The organism is Bifidobacterium avesanii (assembly GCF_009299475.1).
Taxonomy (GTDB): domain Bacteria; phylum Actinomycetota; class Actinomycetes; order Actinomycetales; family Bifidobacteriaceae; genus Bifidobacterium; species Bifidobacterium avesanii.
Map to the genome: position 1 here is coordinate 1 of NZ_WBSN01000003.1, position 18,881 is coordinate 18,881.

At 66.9% G+C, this 18,881-nt stretch carries 13 protein-coding genes and 1 rRNA gene; 6 read left to right on the forward strand and 8 right to left on the reverse strand.

What is annotated here, in order from left to right; genetic code table 11:
- Positions 1-372 precede the first annotated feature (372 nt).
- Entirely contained in the window at positions 373-1,668 is a 1,296-nt protein-coding gene (locus DSM100685_RS02360) for an MFS transporter (protein WP_152349768.1), read from the forward strand.
- A 286-nt stretch (positions 1,669-1,954) separates the two neighbouring features.
- Positions 1,955-2,512 carry a hypothetical protein gene (locus tag DSM100685_RS02365; RefSeq protein WP_152349769.1) on the forward strand — a complete coding sequence of 186 codons (558 nt, stop codon included), beginning with the start codon at positions 1,955-1,957 and terminating at the stop codon, positions 2,510-2,512.
- Between the two features lie 325 nt (positions 2,513-2,837).
- Here DSM100685_RS02365 and DSM100685_RS02370 read toward each other — a convergent pair whose 3' ends face one another.
- The 5 genes from DSM100685_RS02370 to DSM100685_RS02390 form a co-directional block, all read right to left on the reverse strand.
- Entirely contained in the window at positions 2,838-3,926 is a 1,089-nt protein-coding gene (locus tag DSM100685_RS02370) for a helix-turn-helix transcriptional regulator (protein ID WP_152349770.1), read from the reverse strand.
- A 247-nt stretch (positions 3,927-4,173) separates the two neighbouring features.
- Positions 4,174-4,491, reverse strand: a complete 318-nt coding sequence (locus DSM100685_RS02375) for a hypothetical protein (RefSeq protein ID WP_239512596.1) — start codon at positions 4,489-4,491, stop codon at positions 4,174-4,176.
- A 69-nt stretch (positions 4,492-4,560) separates the two neighbouring features.
- The gene (locus tag DSM100685_RS02380) at positions 4,561-4,887 is read right to left on the reverse strand and encodes a type II toxin-antitoxin system RelB/DinJ family antitoxin (protein WP_152349772.1); all 327 of its coding nucleotides are present in this window, start codon (positions 4,885-4,887) and stop codon (positions 4,561-4,563) included.
- A gap of 71 nt (positions 4,888-4,958) precedes the next feature.
- Positions 4,959-6,095: a lactonase family protein gene (locus tag DSM100685_RS02385; protein ID WP_152349773.1), complete on the reverse strand. Its 1,137-nt coding sequence runs from the start codon at positions 6,093-6,095 to the stop codon at positions 4,959-4,961.
- Between the two features lie 62 nt (positions 6,096-6,157).
- Positions 6,158-6,544, reverse strand: coding sequence for a DivIVA domain-containing protein (locus DSM100685_RS02390; protein WP_163200799.1), 387 nt, complete (start codon positions 6,542-6,544; stop codon positions 6,158-6,160).
- Between the two features lie 137 nt (positions 6,545-6,681).
- On the opposite strand from DSM100685_RS02390, the gene rrf reads away from it, so the two are divergent.
- Positions 6,682-6,798: ribosomal RNA gene (gene rrf, locus DSM100685_RS02395) — 5S ribosomal RNA — on the forward strand.
- Between the two features lie 149 nt (positions 6,799-6,947).
- On the opposite strand, the gene DSM100685_RS02400 is transcribed toward rrf, so the two are convergent.
- The 3 genes from DSM100685_RS02400 to DSM100685_RS02410 all read right to left on the reverse strand — a co-directional run bounded on the left by DSM100685_RS02400 (position 6,948) and on the right by DSM100685_RS02410 (position 12,704).
- Complete coding sequence (locus tag DSM100685_RS02400) at positions 6,948-9,059, reverse strand: UvrD-helicase domain-containing protein (protein ID WP_239512595.1); 2,112 nt, start codon at positions 9,057-9,059, stop codon at positions 6,948-6,950.
- Positions 9,060-9,618: 559 nt separating this feature from the next.
- Positions 9,619-11,034 (reverse strand): hypothetical protein, encoded by a 1,416-nt coding sequence (locus tag DSM100685_RS02405; RefSeq protein ID WP_152349775.1) that lies wholly within the window; start codon positions 11,032-11,034, stop codon positions 9,619-9,621.
- Positions 11,035-11,255: 221 nt separating this feature from the next.
- The gene (locus DSM100685_RS02410; protein WP_152349776.1) at positions 11,256-12,704 is read right to left on the reverse strand and encodes an amino acid permease; all 1,449 of its coding nucleotides are present in this window, start codon (positions 12,702-12,704) and stop codon (positions 11,256-11,258) included.
- A 152-nt stretch (positions 12,705-12,856) separates the two neighbouring features.
- Between DSM100685_RS02410 and DSM100685_RS02415 the strand changes: the two genes are divergently transcribed.
- From DSM100685_RS02415 to DSM100685_RS02425, 3 genes are all read left to right on the forward strand, one after another.
- Positions 12,857-13,558, forward strand: a complete 702-nt coding sequence (locus DSM100685_RS02415) for an ABC transporter ATP-binding protein (protein ID WP_152349777.1) — start codon at positions 12,857-12,859, stop codon at positions 13,556-13,558.
- Positions 13,559-13,682: 124 nt separating this feature from the next.
- The gene (locus DSM100685_RS02420; protein WP_163200797.1) at positions 13,683-17,147 is read left to right on the forward strand and encodes an FtsX-like permease family protein; all 3,465 of its coding nucleotides are present in this window, start codon (positions 13,683-13,685) and stop codon (positions 17,145-17,147) included.
- A 69-nt stretch (positions 17,148-17,216) separates the two neighbouring features.
- Positions 17,217-18,719 (forward strand): amino acid permease, encoded by a 1,503-nt coding sequence (locus tag DSM100685_RS02425; protein ID WP_152349778.1) that lies wholly within the window; start codon positions 17,217-17,219, stop codon positions 18,717-18,719.
- Positions 18,720-18,881 lie beyond the last annotated feature (162 nt).

Sequence of the window (18,881 nt, forward strand, 5' to 3'; positions counted from 1 at the left end):
GTGTGGGGGGGGGGTGGCGGCGGGGGGGGGGGGGGAGGGTGGGCAGGGTGGGTGGGCGGGCTCAGGCAGTCGTCGCGCGAAACCGACGATCGTGGCGGGAATCCCGGCGAAAATTCGTCAAGGGCGTCCCGGTCCGGCTCTGTCCATTCCGGTCCGTCCCCGTTCGTCCGGGCCGTTTCCGTCCCCGTCCATTCCATCCCGCTCCTGTCTATTCCGGCCCGCTACGGCCCGCCGCGCCCGATCGCCGGGGCGTCGGGCATCCCCGTCCGCTTCGGCTTGCCACGGAAGTTCATCCGCTGTTCACCCGGTTTCGGCCGTCCACCCGGTCCGGAACTTTAGGATGAAAGGTGGTTTGAACGTCAGGAGCGCCTTATGTCCAGTAATGCCAGCACCGCCGCGCCGACCGCGACCAGTCGCACGCCGGCCTCCGCGAAGCTCACCGCCCGCGAGAAGAAGTGGATCGTCTACGACGTGGGCAATTCCGCCTTCGTGCTGCTGAGCACCGCCGTCACGCCGATCTATGCGAAGTCGCTCATGCCCGCCGACGGCAACATCGTGTCCGCGTGGGGCTATGCGCAGACCATCGCGTCGCTGGTGATCGCGCTGCTCATGCCGCTGCTCGGTTCCATCGCCGACGTGCAGGGCATGAAGATCAAGTTCTTCCTCGGCTTCTTCGGCACCGGCGCCGTCATGTGCGCCGCGATGGCCCTGCCGCTCGCGTGGCTGCCGTTCCTGGTGGTGTACATCCTCGCCACGATCGGCCTCAACGGCTCCCTCACGTTCTACGACTCCATGCTCATCGACACCACGTCGAACGAGCGCATGGACAAGGTCTCCTCGCACGGCTACGGCTGGGGGTATGTGGGCTCGACCGTGCCGTTCATCGCCTGCATCGCGCTGATCTTCGGCGGTCCGGCGCTGTTCGGCTGGTCCACCGCGGCCTGCACGCGCGCGAGCTTCGTGATCACGGCCGTGTGGTGGGTGGCGTTCACCGTGCCGCTCATCACCAGCTACCGTCAGGTCCACTACCGCGCCACGCGCGATCATCTGGATGCGGCCGTGCGCGGCACGTTCACCGAGCTGGGCGGCACGTTCCGCAAAATCGTCAAGGACAAGCCGCTGTGGATGTTCATGATCGCGTTCTTCTTCTACATCGACGCGGTGAACACGGTGATCTCCATGAGCACCTCCTACGGCACGCAGCTCGGCATCGACTCCACGCAGCTCGTGATCGCCCTGCTCGTCACCCAATTCGTGGCCTTCCCGTGCGCGATCCTGTACGGTCGCATGGCCGGCCGCTACGGCTGCAAGCCGATGATCGTGGCCGCGGTCGTGGCCTACATGTGCATCGTGTTCTTCGCCGCGTTCTTCCTGCGCTCGGCCGTGGAGTTCTGGATCCTCGCCATTCTGGTGGGCATGTTCCAGGGCGGCATTCAGGCCCTCTCGCGGTCCTACTACGGCAAGATCATCCCCAAGGACCACGCCAACGAGTACTACGGCTTCTACGACATCTTCGGCAAGACCGCCTCGATTCTCGGCACGTTCCTCGTGGCGACCACCACGTCGCTGACCGGCAACGCGAGCATCGGCGTGCTGTCCATCGCGGTGCTGCTGGTGGTGGCGCTGGTGTTCCTCGCCTTGCAGAAGGATCCGACCAAGGCTGCGTGACGGAGCCAACCGCACTCATATTGCAGGCTCAAAAGGACGAAATCCCGAATTCTAAGCGTCAAAAGGACGGAATTGCGGGGGTTTGGCGCTTAGAACCGTGGATCTCGTCCTTTTCAGCCCGTGATTTGAGCGTGACGTGATCCGATTGCCGTGATCTGGGTCATGATCGGTTGCCAACCCGGTGCGCGTGCGTGTACCGGTTCCCGGCTGGCCAGTCATGGCCCGGTAAGCTGGGATTGCAATGCAGACCGTGGCCAACGGGTCGCGCGACGGGAAGGGGTGCTGCATGGCGTCGGATTATCGGCCGAAATACGGGCATGTGCTCGGCGGACATCTGCTGCTGGGCATGGCCGTCTCGTTCCCGGTCAGTTTCCTGGTTGCGTGGCTGGGACTGCGCATCATCGCGCGCGCCGCGTTCGACGGCGGGGAACTGGGCATTGTGCTGGCGATCACATGGATCGCCGTCTCGCTGATCGATTCGCGTCTCGACTACGAACTGCAGCGGACCGCCAATCGCACGGCCCCTCCGATGCCGTGGCCGCTGGTCGTCGTCAAGGCGCTGATTCCGTTCGCTTTGCCATGGCCGACGGTCCTGCTGCGCGAGGACGTTATAGTCGTCGCGGCCGCGAGCATCGCCGTCGGGGCGGTTCGGCTGGTGGAGATCGTCGGTCTTGAACAACCATGGAAGGGTGAGGAGGAGAGCGTGGTCGAGCGCCGGACGGAGGAGTTGCGGCGGCTGAACCGTGAAACGCTTGACGAAATCCGCGAAGGGCGGCGCGCTCGGGCGGGCCGGTCGGACGACGCCAAGACCTACGATCCCTACAACCTGCGCGGCAAGCGGTGAGCTATTGCTCGGGTTGTCTGACCGGCAATGCGAGCATCTGCTCTGCTATGCGCTTGCGCGCGTTCGGATCACGGGCTCAAAAGGACGGAATTGCGGGGGTTTGGCGCTTAGAACCGTGGATTTCGTCCTTTTGAGCCCGTGATATGAGCGTGACGTGATCCGATTGCCGTGATCTGGTTCTGATTGCCCTGACCGGCAGGTGCGTGTGTGCCGGTTCCTCGTCCGCCGGTCAGGGCCCGGTGACGGGACCTACGATCCCTATGATCTGCGCGGCGGGCGGAAGCGGCCGTAGATTGGCCCGCCTCGCTATCTTGCTATTCCCCGCCTACTTGTCGAAGCGGTCCTTGAACAGGCCGACGACCACGCCGCTGACGGCGCACAGCAGGCCGCCGATCACCCACGACATCCAGAACAATGACCCGGGCACGAGGAACAGCAGCGTCAGACCGACGATCGTGGCGACGAGCATGATGATGCCGCTCAGGGCTCCGGACAGTTGCGCGGACCGCGGCACGTCCCCGGCGCGATTGCGCTTCTCCTGCTCGGTCTCCTTGTTGTAACCGTCGATGTTGAGCATGCCGCGCCGGATGCCGCAGTAGACGAATCCGAACACCGCGGCCGCGATCAACAGCAGCATGACCGCGATCGGCCAGCCGGCGCCGATCTCCAGCACCGTGTCCGCATACTCGGACACCGCGATGCCGATCAGGATCGCCGCAATGCCCGCCACCACGCCGACCGCCGTCATGCGCGTTTCGCGGGAGCGATCGTCCTCCGTGTAGAAGTCCTCGACGTACGGATGCCGGCGCCTGAAGTCGCTGTGCGCCATGCTGCCCGGGATGATCAGCGCCAGACCGACGATCACGCCCACGCAGATGCACACGAACGTGAGGAAGTCGTTGAGCGGACTGTCGCCGATGATCGAATGCTCCGAGTCGAAGAGGTTGCCGACGCCGACGCCCGCGATGATCGCCGCGACGCCGGATGCGATCATCATCGAGAATCGGAGGCGATGGGCGTCGTAGCCGGTGATGTCCTTCGGGAGGACTGCGGCGGGGGTCTGCAGGTTCTGTTGCGCGCGCTCCCGTTGTTCGGAGATCGTTGTTTGCGCGGCGGGCGTGCCGTGTGTCTCGTCGCCGTTACCGGACTTGCCATCGGCGGTGGGGCTGGTGCTGGCCGGACCGGATGCCGGTGCCGTGGCGGTCGCCGGCCGGCTCACGTCGCCCATCACCAGATCGTCGAGCGTGCAGCCGAACAGGTCGCAGATCGCCAGCAGCTTGTCCATCTCCGGGTACGCCTTCTCGGACTCCCATTTCGAGATCGCCTGCCGCGAGACGCCGAGCAGCATCGCAAGCTGCTCCTGCGTCATGTTGCGCCGTGACCGAAGGTACTGCAAATTGGTGCGGAAGCTCATCGTCATCATCCCCTTAGCCGGTGGTTTCATCATGTCACGTCCGAACGATGATTCCACTGTGGCACGCCGGCGCCGGACCCGCCACCATCTTCCGGTTGCAACGGCAAAACGCAACCGAAATCGTGCGCAGCCGCGCTGCAGCCGCGTCGCAACCACTGGTTGCATCGGTGGAATTCCGCCGATTTGGCCTTGCGCGGGGCTTCTGTGCGGGGGGGGCGGTGCAGCGGCGGACGCACTGCGGCCGTCGTCATAGCCACACGGATCGGTCGGGCGGCACGTCGCCCAGCGCGCTCGCCAGCCTGACGGCGTCCTCCCTGCTTAACGTGCCCGTGTACCCCTGCAAATCCTCGCGTCTGAATCGGACCAACTGCGCGCACCGCGCGGTGGTGGCATGGGTCAGGCCGGCCTGTTCCCAGTCGAGCAGCCGGACGTCGCCGGCATCATTCCATTTCGGATTGCTGGTCAGCTTGACCGCCACGCCGCCATTGCCGTCCACATCGACGACGATGCAGGTGACGTAGTGATTCCGAGAGCGCGTCCTGTCTTCCTCAAACCTGACGGGCATACGGTATACGTCAAACGTATGCAGGGTCTCCGGGACGGGTCGCAATACGGGACGGTCCAGCACAGGTGCTCAGTCCTTCCATGACTGCGGCAGCACGGGCGTGCCGTCCTCGTCGCGCTTTGGCTCGACGACCATTCGGTCGGGGATTGAAAGAACCGGATAGCCCCGGTCGTCCAGACCTCGGTATGCCACGCCATTTGCGGCGACCGACCCCGCCTCGGGCAATGGGGATGCAACCGGGGCGGCACTCGGCTGGAACGGCATGCGCTGCTCCTTGACCGATTGCCGCAGGAATACGTTGATGGCGGTGTTCAGGCTCATTCCCATCGACTCATACAGTTCGGACGCCTGCTTCTTCAGATCCGCATCCACCCGGTACGTTGATGTGACCATCATCCACCTCCCGCTAAAATGTATGTCAATTGTATTCTAAATCAAACGCAAGAGACATCATCATTATGCGCGAATCACAACGGCAGGATGACGGCGGGGGAGCCCACCGGGACGTTGCCGCAGGGGATCGGCTCGCCGTTTGGGGCGATGCGGAACACGGACAGGTCGTCGGAGACCTCGTTGGCGGCGATCAGGTAACGCCCGATCAGCCGCAGGTGGCGCGGACGGCTGCCGCCGCTGAAAATGCCGCGGCCCTGCCAGCCTGGCGCGTCAATCGGCGCCAAGCGCTGCAGCCGGTCGCCGTCCCAGCGCAGGGTCACGATGCGCTCGGAACCGCGCAGGCCGACGTATGCGAATCCCGGATAAGCGGAGGCGCCATCGTTTCCGGCGATCACCACATCCGGCGCGTACGCCAGCGACGCGGCCTGATCGCGCGGGTCGTCGTCACCTCCCAAATCAACGGTTTGCAGCACCTGCAGATCGGCTGGTTCGCCGCCGTTCGTGTCGCAGCCGAGCACGGTGACCGTGTCGCCCCACTCGTCCACGACGGCGATGCGCAGGGAGCCGTCATGACTTGGCAGCACATGCATGTCCCTCGGACCGGTGCCGGGCGCGAGCGTCACCGCGCCGACGCGCGTCAGTTCGCCGTCGTGCCAGCGATGCACGTGAATGCGGTCGGCGCCCAGGTCCGTGGTGAGTACGCGGCCGTCCGGCAGGGGCAGAACCCAGTGCGCATGCGGGCCCTCCTGCGCGGGCAGGGGACCGTGGCCTTCGCCGTGCAGCACCTGCGCGGCCGGGCCGAGCGAGCCGTCCGCGAACACCGGGAACACGACGACCGTGCCGTCAACGTAGTCGGCGACGATCGCATGCCTGTGACCGGAATCGTCCGCGGTGACGGCGACGTGCGTGGGATGGACGCCCGGAACCGGCACGCGGGAGACGAGCGTAAGCGCCACGCGATCCGACTGGGGCCGCTCGATGCGCAGGGCCGCCAGCTCGTTGCTGTTTTCCAGCGCGGCGTACAGCATGTCGCCGTCGCGGTTGTCGTCGCGCTCCAGCCAAGCCGGCGACGGAACGTCGGACAGCAGCTCCCGGTGCTCCACGGTCACCGCGTCCTCGTCGACGCCCAGCACGTAGCGCTCGATGCCGGGGCTGTGCGAGCCCTGCAGCGAACCGAATCCACCCGTCAGAATGTCAAGCTCATGCTTCATGCCTATAAATGGTAGGCGCGCGCTTGAGCCGGCACGTCGCGCGACACTCCTCATCGCGGCGCCTAGCGCAGCAGCGTGCCCCACTGTTCGTCGGAGATCATCCGGAGCCGGGCGCGCGCCGTGTTCCGCGCGTAGTCGGAGACGTGCTCGCTGTCGGCGACCTGCAGCAGCAGGAGCACCCGCTGCAAATCAAGCCCGAGCATGCGGCCGCTGTCCAGATCGTTCGCGATGCGTTCCAAGGTCTCGTCCACCTGCGCGATGTCGTAGCCGCCATGCCTCACCGTCGGCAGCTCCGCGTGCTCGCGGCGCACGTCCTCGCCGCGCATGGTGCCGTTGCCGTCAAGCGCGTCGGAGATGCGGTCCAGCAGGTCGTCCACGGCCTCGCTGTCGTATCCCTGCCGAAGGCCGGTCGTGGAGAATGTGATGCTGTCGATGTTGTTGGCGCTCATGGTCACATTGTATTCGGCGCGGGCGGCGGTTCCGCTGCGGTGGTTTTGAGACATTGCCGTCAGGCGCGGCTTGGCTGGAGGTGCTGCGCGACACGCCGAGGTTGGCATGCGATTGATGTTCGTGTATATTCATCTCTTGCGGCGATCATGGCTCAGGTGAGACGCCCGGTTACATTCCGAACCCGGAAGCTAAGGCCTGACACGGCGATGGTACTGCACTCGATAGGGTGCGGGAGAGTAGCACATCGCCGCATTTTCTTTTTCTGATCAATTGCGCTCTTCAAGGACGAGGGGCGTGTTGGTCAAGCAATCCGACTTGTCAGGCTGCGCGTGGCGTATTGCGATGCGTGCGCGCCGTTCCGGCTCTGCGCGACGTGTTCAGGCCAGAACCTTACGCGGCACCCTACGCCGCGGCGCATGTGTAGGCGCACAGGGGCCAGTTGGTGCAGCCGTAGAACTGCCGCTGATCGGTTCCGGAGGCGCGCAGCACGAGGGCCTCGCCGCAGTCGGGGCAGCGGGGCGGCAGCTTCACGCCGCGGAAGACGTTCGGGCAGATCGAGTCGCGCAGCTCGTAGACGAAGCGCGACGGACGACGGCGGTCGACCACGATGAACAGCTTCTTGACGCAACGGGTCATGGCCACGTAGAACAACCGGCGCTCCTCGGCGTATGGGAACGGCTCGGCGGCGGGCAGCAGCAGGTCGAGCAGCGGCTCGTCGGCGATGGCGCTCGGGAAGCCGTGCGGGCCGCCGGACGTGGCGAGCAGGAACACGAAATCGCGCTGCAGACCCTTGGACTTGTGCACGGTCATGAACGTGATGTCCAGGTCCGGGCGGTCGGGCAGCGCGAGGCGGCCGGGGCGCGACTGCGTCTGCTGCGCCTGCGGCGGCCGGAGCGGGCTGTGCGCGAGCAGCGGGTCGAGGTCGCTCGCATACCGGCCGAGCAGCATCACCGTGGCGTTTTTGGGCAGTTTGGCGAGCTGCGCGACGACGGCTTCCGCGCGCGCCCTGTCCTCGTTGGCGGCGTTGCCGGTGTCGCCGTCGTTGCCGCGGCCGCACAGCACCTTGATCGAATGGTCGGCCTTCGGATTGAGGCTGTGCAGATGCTTGACGTACAGGTCCGGATCGGCCATGACGAACGCGCCGCTCGCCTCGATCAGGCTCGTGCGGAAGCGTCGCGTGGCGGTGATCTGGAACATGCGCGTCGGGCCCCAGTCGCGCCACAGCCGGTCGAAATCGAGGATCAGGCTCACGTCGCTGCCGGCGAAGCGGTAGATCGACTGCCAGTCGTCGCCCACGGCGAACAGGCTGCAGTCCGTCTGCTCGCGCAGAGCGCGGATGAGCTCGTAGCGCGGGCGGGACATGTCTTGGTATTCGTCGATGAGGATGAAGCGGAACGGGCTTGCGTACCGGCCCTCGCGCACGTGACGGGTCGCCTCGGTGATCATGCCGGCGAAGTCCACGGCGTGGTCGGCGTCGAGACGGCGCTGGTAGGCCTCGTGCAGCGGGGCGAGGAAGTCGATCATGCGGGCGTTGCGGGACGCGTCGGCTGCGGTGGTTTTGACGGCTGCGGCGGTTTGGGCGTTCCGGGGCGTGCGATCGCGGTTGAGGCGGCGCAGGTCGGCGACGGTCAGGGCGTTGGCGCGCATGTGGAGGATGATCGTCCGGGCGGCGGCAAGCAGATGGTCGGCGCACTGGGCGAACGCGGGGTCTTCGAGCGGATTGGATGCGGGAAAGGCCGCCGGGTTTGGCGAGGCCCATGCGCGGTACTTGCCGGCGATCGGCTTGGGCATGAGCGCCAGCACGGTCTTGCGGTACCGGGCGGTGGCGGGGTCGGCGGCCGTGGCGGAATTGGCGGCGCTCCCGATCCGGTCGGAGAACGTCTGGCGCACGGCTTCGGTGAGCGTTGTCTCATCCGCGACGCGCAGTGGGTTGCCGGGGTTCGCTCGCCTGCAGATGTCCAGGCCGAGGCTGTGGAACGTGCATGCTCGGATGCCGGCGCCGGTCTGTTTGCGGATGCGCGCGGACATTTCGTCGGCGGACGACTTGGTGAACGACAGCACCAGAATCTCCTCCGGCTTGGCGCGTCCGGTGGCGAGCAGCCATGCGACATGACCGTTGATCGTGGTGGTCTTGCCGGTGCCCGCGCCCGCGAGCACGAGCGTGCTGCGGCCGGCGCCGACGATGGGGGCCAGCTGCTCGTCGCTCAGATCATGGCCTTCGACCGGGCCGATTGTGGCACGGGCGGCGTCCAGTTTGGCCTTCGGCGGCATGGGGGAGGGCATGAGCCGGGGATGGCAGGCGCCGGTGCCGCGATGTGTTCCGGTGCCGTGGTTGGAGGCTGCCGAAATTGACGGGCGCGCGCTCTTCCCGCCATTTCCGCGGGTAGTGGCGTCGGCGCGGCCGGCGGCGGTGGGGATTGGCGGTGTTGCTTGACTCGTGTTGTCCTTGCGGGCGCCGGTGCTGGTGCCGTGGCCGTTGCTCCTGCACGTGGTGCTGGCATTGGCGCGGTTCATGACGGTCGTTGAGGGCTTGCCGGCGCCCGATCGTGTTTTGGCTGCGCCTGCCTTGCCCGTTGTGGTTGCGCGGGTGCCGCCCGTGCGCGTTCGGCTGAGTCCTCGCGTGGCTTGGCGCGGCTCGCCTGTGCTCTGCCGTTCAGGGGCGGTGGCTTCGTCCTTGCCGGGGCGGAGCAGAATGTGGAGAATGTCGCGGATGAGGGCGAGCGTCTCCATGGATGAACCTCCGCGGTCGTGTGACGGCAAAAACTGGGCAAACGAGCGTTCATTGTACCCGGCGTGATGCGGTCCGGTGGCTATTGTGCATGCCACTTGCCCTTCCGGGGGCAGATTTTGCTGGTTGTGGACATCTACTCGGCTTTCCTAGGGCAGGTACTCGGTGAACACCGGGATGATGGGCCGCGTCTTTCCGCCGTTTTCCGGTGCAGGTCGGTGGACTGTAGATGGTTGATGGCCGATGGCGGTGCCCTCGGAAGGATGAGTAGATGTCTGCGGGAGCCGAAATCTGCCCTCGGAAGGGTGAGTAGGAGTCTGTGGACGTGGTCGGGCGCCTCTATGGTTACCGTTTCGCGCTTGCAGTTGTGGACACGGCCGCAGAACCCGCACCCATACCCGCCGCATGCGCGGGATTCAGCCCGTACTGCATGGAGACCGCCCATACCAGCAGGGGAATGGCCGCGAACGCGTAGCCCTCGAACTGGATGTAGAGGTAGACGACGAGCGCGAACCAGCAGATGGTGGTCTTGTTCCACGCGCGGCGGTCGGTGAGGTGACGGGCGATGAGCCAGATCGCCAGCGCCAGTCCGACCACGCCGTATTCGGCGAGGAAGCTGGTGTAGGCGCTCATGGTCCAGATGGTGTCCGGGGTCATGCGGGCGTACCATTCGGAGGGCGCGGCGGTGTCGAGGCGCAGGGAGGTCAGCAGCCCCGCGGCAAGGTCGGAGCCCGCGTGGGTGGCGTCGGCGATGTTGCCCGCGCCGTAGCCGGTGAGCAGGTAGATCGGGTGCCGCACGAGCCCGCTCAGGGGGCCGAGCGACTGCCAAAAGCGCGCGTAGAACGAGCCGTCGCCCTCCATGCCGTTCGACGCGATGGAGTTGAGCCGCCCGTTGAGCGCCACGCAGGCCACGCCCACGGCCACCGAAACCACGAGCCCGATGGAACCGCGCCTGCGTGCGGCGGGGTCGCGCCAGCGCACGCGCTCCACGATGACGATGATGAGCGCGACGAGCGAGTCGAGGATGATGCGCACGCCGGCACCCATGAGCACCGAGCCCGCGGCGAACACGACGATGAGGTCCCGCAGGCGCTTGGCGTAGATGCGGTCGCGCCCGCGCATGAGCCACATGAGCGGCAGCAGCACGCCGAACAGGTGCATGCCGATGTAGCTCGGCTCGGCGAACAGGAACTGCGGCCGCCCGCCGCCCCACGGGGAGTCGGATATGACGTAGGAGCGGGTCATGAGCTGGTCGAAATACGAGCGCAGGGAGCCCAGGTCGAGCACGATGCCGATCCACTGGATCACGCCGACCGCAAACGCGAACCAGTAGGCGACGATGATCGTGCGGATGGCCTCGCCCCACGGAAGCCGTTTGACGCGGATGGCGATGTCCACCGCGACTAGGGTGGCCAGCGCGCCCACGACGGCCGTCCAGCTTTCCACGGCCGCGACCGGGGGGAACCCGACGGTCGCCCAGCCGAGCCCGGACAGCACGATCAGCGCGGCGGGGAACAGGAACCACACGCGGAAGTGCCGGTACACGTTCGGCAGTTCGCGCCAGTTGAGGAGTGCGTAGGCGAGGAACAGCCACGGGGCGATCGGCGTCCAGAATGGGGCGTAGACGCCGAGCCGCGTGCCGTCGACGGGCAGGGACAGCAGCGCCAGATGGAACAGCAGGTCGCCGCGGTCGGTCAGGGTGACGAGATGCGTGCGCGCCGGGCCGGTCCAGCTGATGGTGGGGAATGGTTGGTCCGCCACAGATTGCGCCGATGACGCTGGTTGCGCCGATTGGGGTGGAGCCGGGGGAGTGAGCGGGAGCTGTTGCGATTGCCGGGATTGCTGCTGTGATTGTGCCATCAGCGCCGATGGTACAACGCGCGCATTACTTGGCGAATACTGCGGGAAAAGGGAACCGGCGGCGACCTCCGGCACCGCCGCCGATCGGGAGGTAATGCCGGAGGTCGCCGCGCCTGTCCGGCTTACTTGCGCTTGAGGAACTGGGAGGCCACGAACAGCACGGCCAGCCAGATCACGCCCGCGTAGACGGCGATGCGGTAGCTCGCGGAGAAGCACATGAGCACCACCACGAGCGCGAGGAACGCGAGCACCACCCACGGGGTTACGCGCGCGAACGGCAGCTTGAACTGCAGGTGGGCCAGCGCGTCGTCGCCGGTGAGCCCCGCGAGCTCGCCCGGCCCCTTGCCGGAGGCGACCACGCGGCGGAAGTGCATTTCCGTGATCATGATGATGGTCCAGTTGATCACGCCGGCGATGGTGGCGATGGACATGAGGTAGTTGAACGCGAACTCGGGCCACAGGAACACTACCACCACGGCGAGGGCGGTGATCACCGCGGAGGTGAGCACGCCGGCCACCGGCACGCCGCGCCCGTTGAGCTTGCCCAGATACGCGGGCGCGTTGCCCTGCTTGGCGAGCGAGTAGAGCATGCGCGAGTTGGCGTACAGGCCGGAGTTGTACACGCTCATCACGGCGGTGAGGCACACGAAGTTGAGGATGCCGGCGGCCGCGTGCACGCCCACCGAGTCGAAGATCTGCACGAACGGGCTGGATTCGCCGTCGATGGTGTTCCACGGCACCACGGCCATGATGATGCCGAGCGCGCCGATGTAGAACACGAGGATGCGCCAGATGATGTCGTTCGTGGCCTTGGGGATGGTGGTGCGCGGGTTCTCGGTCTCGCCCGCGGTGATGCCGATGAGCTCGGTGCCGCCGAAGCTGAACATGACCACGACGAGGGCCATGAGCAGGCCGGTCCACTGGCCGTCCGCGGTGCGGCTCATGAGGCCGTTGGGCAGGAATCCGCCGCCCACGGTGAACCAGTTGGCGAACGAGGGCGCGACGCCGCTCACGGTGCTCACGCCCATGACGAGCACCACGAGGCCGCCGAGGATCATGGCGATCACGGCCACGATCTTGATGATGGCGAACCAGAACTCGAATTCGCCGAACTTGCTCACGCCCAGCAGGTTCGCGGCGGTGATCACCACGAGGAAGAACGCGGCGGACACCCACTGCGGGATGGCCGGGAACCAGTAGTTCACGAAGCTGCCCACCACGGCGAGCTCCACCATGGACACGAGGATGTAGTTGAACCAGTAGTTCCATCCGGAGATGAAGCCCGCGCGCTTGGACCAGTAGCGGGTGGCGTAGTAGCTGAACGCGCCGGCCTTCGGGTCCTCGACGCTCATCTCGGACAGGGCGCGCACGATCATGAAGATCGCGAGGCCGCCGATGAGATAGGCGAGCAGGATGCTCGGGCCCGCCAGGCTGATCGATTCGCTCGAGCCGTAGAACAGGCCCGTGCCGATCGCGCCGCCGAGGGCGATCAGCTGGATGTGGCGGTTCTTCAGCGATTTGCGCAACGTGGCCGGCACCGGCACGTCGTCGGTTTCATGCTTGTTGGTCATGGGACTCTCATCTCTCCGGTTGTGTGAGCCGGTTGTCTGCCGGTTCCTTGGCCGGCGGGGGCGCCGGCGACGCTCGTATTGTACGGCCTCGGCGGCTTCCCGATGTTTCCAAGGTTCGGATGTTAGGCTGAAAGATGGCAAGGAGGCGTGCGATGGCGTATATCGAATTCGATCATGTGGTCAAGGAATACGCGGCCGGCGCGTCCGCCATCCGCGCGCTTGACGACGCCAGCTTCACGGCCGACCGGGGCCGCCTGACCATCATCCTCGGGCAGTCCGGCGCCGGCAAGACCACGGCTCTCAACATTCTGGGCGGCATGGACACCGCCACGTCCGGCACGGTGAGCGTGGGTGGGCGCAGCATCTCCGGGCTGTCCAAGCGCGAGCTGGTCGCCTACCGCCGCACGGACATCGGCTTCGTGTTCCAGTTCTACAACCTCGTGCCCAACCTGACCGCGCTGGAGAACGTGGAGCTCGCCAGCCAGATCTGCCCCGATCACTTCGACCCCGCGGAGACGCTCGCCAAGGTGGGGCTCGGCGACCGCCTCGGCAACTTCCCGGCGCAGCTCTCCGGCGGCGAGCAGCAGCGCGTGTCCATCGCGCGCGCGATCGCCAAGAAGCCCAAGCTGTTGCTGTGCGACGAGCCGACCGGCGCGCTCGACTACGAAACCGGCAAGGACGTGCTCGCCCTGCTGCAGAACGTGGCGCGCGACGAGGGCATGACCGTGATGATCATCACCCACAACTCCGCGATCGCGCCCATGGCCGACCGCGTGATCCGCTTCAAATCCGGCCGCGTGGTCGCCCAGGAGGACAACGCCGCGCCCACGCCGGTCGCGGACATCGAATGGTGACGGCGGGGTGATGGCGATGCGCCGGGCACGGGCGAGACGGGCGTCGAAAGGACGGGCGGCGGAGGACTGCGCGCCGACGACTTATGCGTTCGCGGGCCGCGCGTTCGCGAAGGACACGTGGCGCATGTGGCTGCGCGCGTGGAAGCGGTTCGCGTCCATCGCCCTGATCTCGCTGCTCGGCGTGGCCGTGCTCACCGGCATCTACGCCGGCTGCCGCGACACGTTCCTCGCCGCCGACCGCTTCTACGACGAGCAGGGCCTGATGGACGTGCAGGTGCTCTCCACGCTGGGCCTCACGGACGACGACGTGGCGGCGCTCAAGCGGGTGAGCGGCGTGCAGACCGTGCAGCCCGAGCGCTCGCAGAGCGTGACCGTGGCGGTGGACGGCTCGGAGAAGCGCGCGACGATCAACGAGCTCGGCTCGGCGGGCCTCAACCGGCCGCGGCTGGAGACCGGGCACATGCCGGGGAAGGCCGGCGAGATCGCGGTCACGGACAAGTTCGTCAAGGACAGCGGGCTCAAGGTGGGCGACCGGCTCACGGTGACCGCCGCGGAGAACGAGACCGGCGAATCCTCCGCCATCGACGGCGAATCCGCCCCGAGCTTCCCCACGGACCTCACCATCACGGGCGTGGTCCTCGACCCGACCGACCTGAGCAACCCGTACGGCTACGCGGGCAGCAACTTCCGCAACACCGCCGCGAGCGACTACAACTTCTTCGCGCCCTCCGACGGCGTGACCGGCAACGTGTACACGTCCGTGAGCCTCACCGTCGCCGGCGCAGCCGGGCTCAACACGTTCGACGACCGGTACGCAGCCGCCGTCAAGGCCGTGACCGACCGGATCGAGAACGCCGTGCAGACCGACCGGCAGCAGGCGCGCCGGCAGACGATCGTGGACGCGGCGCAGCGCAAGCTCAATGACGCCAAAACCGACGCCTACGGCCAGCTCGACGACGCCTCCAAGCAGCTTGACGACCAGCAGGCCACGATCGACGCGAACAAGCAGACCCTGGCCGATTCGCGCGCGCAGCTCGAGACCAAGCGGACCGAGATCGCCGACGGGGAAAGCCAAATCGCCTCCGCGCGCTCGCAGATCGCGGCGGGACGCCAGCAGCTCGCAACCGCGCGGCAGCAGCTCGCAACCGCGCGGCAGCAGGTTGACTCGGGCAAGCGGCAGCTGGCCTCCGCGCGCTCGCAATTGGACGCCGGCAAGCAGCAGCTCGCCGCGTCGAAGACGCAGGCACAGCAGGGTCTCGCGCAGGTCGAGCAGATGCTGGGCGTGGTGCAGCAGGTCCGCACGCTGCTCGACGGATTGCCGAGCGTGGACGTGGGATCGGTGGACGCGGCCACATGGTCGCGGATCGCCGCGTTGCTCGCCCGCCTCGGCGTGACCGTGCCCGCGGATCCGGCCGACGTGACCTCGCTCGCCGACGTGCGCGCGCAGCTCGACAAGGCCGCCGCGCAGCTGGAGTCACAGCGCGATCAGGCCAAGGCCGGGCTGGAGACCATCGCAGCCAACGAAAAGACGCTCGCCGAGCAGGACGCGCAGCTCACCGCGAAGGAGCAGGAGGCCGCGGACGGCGAGGCGACGCTCAATGCGCAGTCCGCCGAACTGGAATCAAAGTCCACGCAGCTCGAAAGCCAGTCGGCCGAACTCGAGGCGAAGGCCGCGCAGCTCACCGCCGGCAAGCAGCAGGTCGAAGCCGGTCTCAAGCAGGTTTCGGACGGCGAAACCCAGCTCGCGCAAGGGCAGCAACAGCTCGACGACGCCCGCGAACAGCTCAAAGCCAAGCGCGCGGACGCGGACGCCGAATTCGCGGGGCAGCAGCGGAACATCGACGACATCGCCGCCGCGCAGTGGTACGTGCAGACGCGCGACAGCATCGGCGGCTACAGCGCGCTCGACTCCGACCTGAGCTCCATCGAGTCGATCGGCCGCGCGTTCCCCGTGGTGTTCCTGCTCGTGGCCGTGCTCATGACGCTCACGGCCATGACCCGCATGGTGGAGGAGGATCGCGGGCTGATCGGCACCTACATGGGACTCGGCTACGGCGGCGCCGCGATCGCCATGTGCTACGTGCTCTTCGCGCTGCTGGCGTGCCTGATCGGCGGCGGGGCCGGCCTGCTCGTGGGCTTCCTCGGCATCCCCGCGTTCCTGCGGATCGTGATCGGCGAAATGTACATGGTGCCGGACGTGCGGCTCGAATACGACTGGACGGTCGGCTCGCTCGGCGTGCTGCTGTTCGTGGTCGGCGCGCTCGCGGCCACCGCGATTGCATGCCGCGGCGAGATGCGCCAGACGCCCGCCGCGCTCATGCGGCCCAAGGCGCCCAAGGCCGGCGCGCGCATCCTGCTCGAACGCGTCCGCCCGCTGTGGAGCCGCATGGGCTTCCTCAACAAGGTGGCCGCGCGCAACATCTTCCGCTTCAAGTCGCGGCTGGTGATGACCGTGCTCGGCGTGGCCGGATGCACGGCGCTGATCGTGTGCGGGCTGGCGATCAACGACACCATCAACATGCTCGGCCCCGCGCAGTACGGCGAGCTGTACCGCTACGACCTGCTCGCCGTGTCCGGCGACGCCAAGGCCGGCGACATGCGCGCACGCCTCGCCTCCGACGGTCGGACGGCCGAGACGCTGGACGTGCGCCTCGAATCCGGCGAGGTTTCGGGCGCCGACGGCAGGAGCAGTGCGATCCAGCTCATCGTGGTGCCGGAGGCCGATCTTGCGAAGCTGGGGGATATGGTCGCGCTGGACGGGCCATTGGGCGACGACGGCGTGATCGCGGAACGGTCGGCCGTCAACGCGCTCGGCGTCCGCGGCGGGGACACGGTGACGCTCGCCAACGGCGGCCGGCGCCGCGCGCAGGCGCGGGTGAGCATGGTGACGCGCAATCTGATCGGCTCGAACGTGTACATGAGTGAGACGCTGTATAGAAGCCTGTTCATGGGGAGCGGCTCGGGCGGCTCCGGAGATGCGGGCGGTGCCGGGAGCGCGTCCGGTTCCGGGAGCGCGTCCGGCTCCGGGGGCGCAACCGCCGCGCCGATCACATGGAACGCCGTCTACGCCACGCTGACCGGCACCGCCGACGAGAACATCGCCTACGCGGACGCCCTCGCCGCCGACCCGGCCGTGCTCACGGCCATGAGCAGCGACCATTTGGAGCGCAGCTTCAAGTTCGACCTCATGGGCGCGGTGGTGGCCCTCATCACGCTGCTCGCCGGCCTGCTCGCGCTCGTGGTGCTCTTCACGCTCGCCAACACCAACGTGTCCGAGCGCGTGCGCGAAATGGCCACGCTCAAGGTGCTCGGATTCTTCGACCGCGAGGTGCACCTGTACGTGAACAAGGAGATGACCGTGCTCACCCTCATGGGCATTGCGGTCGGCCTGCCGCTGGGCCGGTTCGTGGGCGGTCTGCTCACCGCGGCGCTGAACATGTCCGGCCTGTACTTCGAGGTGAGCGTCAAGCCGCTGAGCTACGTGATCGCGGCGGCCGCCACGCTGGCGTTCGCGCTGGTTGTGCAGCTGCTCACCAACCCGGTGCTCGACCGCATCGACCCGGTCAGCTCCCTCAAGTCCGTGGAGTAGCCGGGGCCGGCGGGGCGAATCCCGTCCGCTATGGACCGTTCACATGCGCTGGGGTAGGATTGGCGCATTATGTCCGAAACGCAAGCACCCCAGTCTCAAACGTCCAGCGTCGCCTCGCTCGACGAATCCAACCAGATGGCGCGCGGCCTGAACAACCGGCACGTGCAGTTCATCGCCATCGGCGGCACGATCGGCACCGGCCTGTTCCTCGGGTCCGGCAAGTCGATCAGCCTGACCGGTCCGTCCATCGTGTTCGTGTACATCGCGGTCGGCGCGATCATGTTCCTCCTCATGCGCGCCATCGGCGAGATGATGTACAAGGACCCGAGCCAGCACACCTTCATCAACTTCATCACCAAGTACCTCGGCAAGGGCTGGGGGCACTTCGCCGGCTGGACGTACTGGCTGGCGCTCGTGCTGCTCGGCATGACGGAGATCACCGCCGTCTCCACGTACTTCGTGACGTTCTTCGACACGTTCGGCATCGACCTGACGTCGTGGAAGTGGCTCATCGAGCTGTGCTTCCTCGTGGTGCTCACATCCGTGAACCTCATCGCCGTGAAGGTGTTCGGCGAGGTGGAGTTCTGGTTCTCCATGATCAAGATCACGCTGATCGTGGCGATGATCGTCACCGCGGTGGTCATGGTGGTGATCGGCTACCACTACCCGGCGGTCACCATCCAGGGCATGGACCACGCCGGACCGGCCGGGCAGGCGGGGCTGCCGAACCTGCTGGACGGCTTCTCGATCGCGCCGAACGGCTGGATGGCGTTCCTCATGAGCTTCCAGATGGTGTTCTTCGCCTACCAGCTCATCGAGTTCGTGGGCGTGACCGTCTCCGAGACCGAAAACCCGCGGCAGGTGCTGCCCAAGGCGATCAACGAGTTGATCGTGCGCGTGCTGGTGTTCTACGTGGGCGCGCTGCTGGCGATCATGCTCATCGTGCCGTGGCGCACGTTCCAGCCCAACGCGGATGGATCCTTCGCCTCGCCGTTCATCATGGTGTTCCAGTACGCCGGCCTCAACTGGGCGAGCGCGCTGGTGTTCTTCGTGGTGATCACCGCCGCGTCCTCCGCGCTCAACTCGCTGCTGTACTCGGCCGGCCGCCACCTGTTCCAGCTGACCGGCGAGTCGTCGAACCCGCGCGTGCGCTGGGTGGCCACCGTGTCCGACCGCAAGGTGCCGGCCCGCGCGATCCTCATCTCCGCGGCGCTCATTGTGCTCTCGCCGATCATCAACGCGTTCCCGCGCGTCTCCAGCCTGTTCGTGCTGTTCGCCTCGGCGTCCTCCGCGGTGTTCATCTTCATCTACATCCTCACCATGCTGGCCCACCGCCGCTACCGCCGCTCCGGCGACTTCATGGCCGACGGCTTCGTGATGCCCGCGTGGAAGACGACCAACACGCTGGCCCTGGCGTTCTTCGTGTTCATCTACGCCACGCTGTTCCTCGCGGACGACACCCGCGGTTCGGCCGTCGCCGGTCTGGTGTGGCTGGTCGGCTTCGGCGGCTACTGCCTGTGGCGGGAGCGTCGCAAGGCCCGGCGGGACGCGGGCGAGGTGGCTTTGGACTGACACCGGGCGGACTGACCGACTGGATGCGTTGGCCGATCGGTTGGGTCGGCCGGACGTTGGCGGTCCGGCGGTCTGGCTGGTCTGTCTGGCTGGCCCGTCTGACGGATCCGGTCGATCGGTCTGTCTGATTGGATGCCTGCCGACCACGGAAGGGCGGCATTT

What these genes read in the sequence shown, in the direction of transcription:
- DSM100685_RS02360 (WP_152349768.1), top strand. Translation starts at nt 373, where the DNA reads ATGTCCAGTAATGCCAGCACCGCCGCGCCGACCGCGACCAGTCGCACG.
- DSM100685_RS02365 (WP_152349769.1), top strand. Translation starts at nt 1,955, where the DNA reads ATGGCGTCGGATTATCGGCCGAAATACGGGCATGTGCTCGGCGGACAT.
- DSM100685_RS02370 (WP_152349770.1), bottom strand. Translation starts at nt 3,926, where the DNA reads ATGAGCTTCCGCACCAATTTGCAGTACCTTCGGTCACGGCGCAACATG.
- DSM100685_RS02375 (WP_239512596.1), bottom strand. Translation starts at nt 4,491, where the DNA reads ATGCCCGTCAGGTTTGAGGAAGACAGGACGCGCTCTCGGAATCACTAC.
- DSM100685_RS02380 (WP_152349772.1), bottom strand. Translation starts at nt 4,887, where the DNA reads ATGATGGTCACATCAACGTACCGGGTGGATGCGGATCTGAAGAAGCAG.
- DSM100685_RS02385 (WP_152349773.1), bottom strand. Translation starts at nt 6,095, where the DNA reads ATGAAGCATGAGCTTGACATTCTGACGGGTGGATTCGGTTCGCTGCAG.
- DSM100685_RS02390 (WP_163200799.1), bottom strand. Translation starts at nt 6,544, where the DNA reads ATGAGCGCCAACAACATCGACAGCATCACATTCTCCACGACCGGCCTT.
- DSM100685_RS02400 (WP_239512595.1), bottom strand. Translation starts at nt 9,059, where the DNA reads ATGAACCGCGCCAATGCCAGCACCACGTGCAGGAGCAACGGCCACGGC.
- DSM100685_RS02410 (WP_152349776.1), bottom strand. Translation starts at nt 12,704, where the DNA reads ATGACCAACAAGCATGAAACCGACGACGTGCCGGTGCCGGCCACGTTG.
- DSM100685_RS02415 (WP_152349777.1), top strand. Translation starts at nt 12,857, where the DNA reads ATGGCGTATATCGAATTCGATCATGTGGTCAAGGAATACGCGGCCGGC.
- DSM100685_RS02420 (WP_163200797.1), top strand. Translation starts at nt 13,683, where the DNA reads ATGTGGCTGCGCGCGTGGAAGCGGTTCGCGTCCATCGCCCTGATCTCG.
- DSM100685_RS02425 (WP_152349778.1), top strand. Translation starts at nt 17,217, where the DNA reads ATGTCCGAAACGCAAGCACCCCAGTCTCAAACGTCCAGCGTCGCCTCG.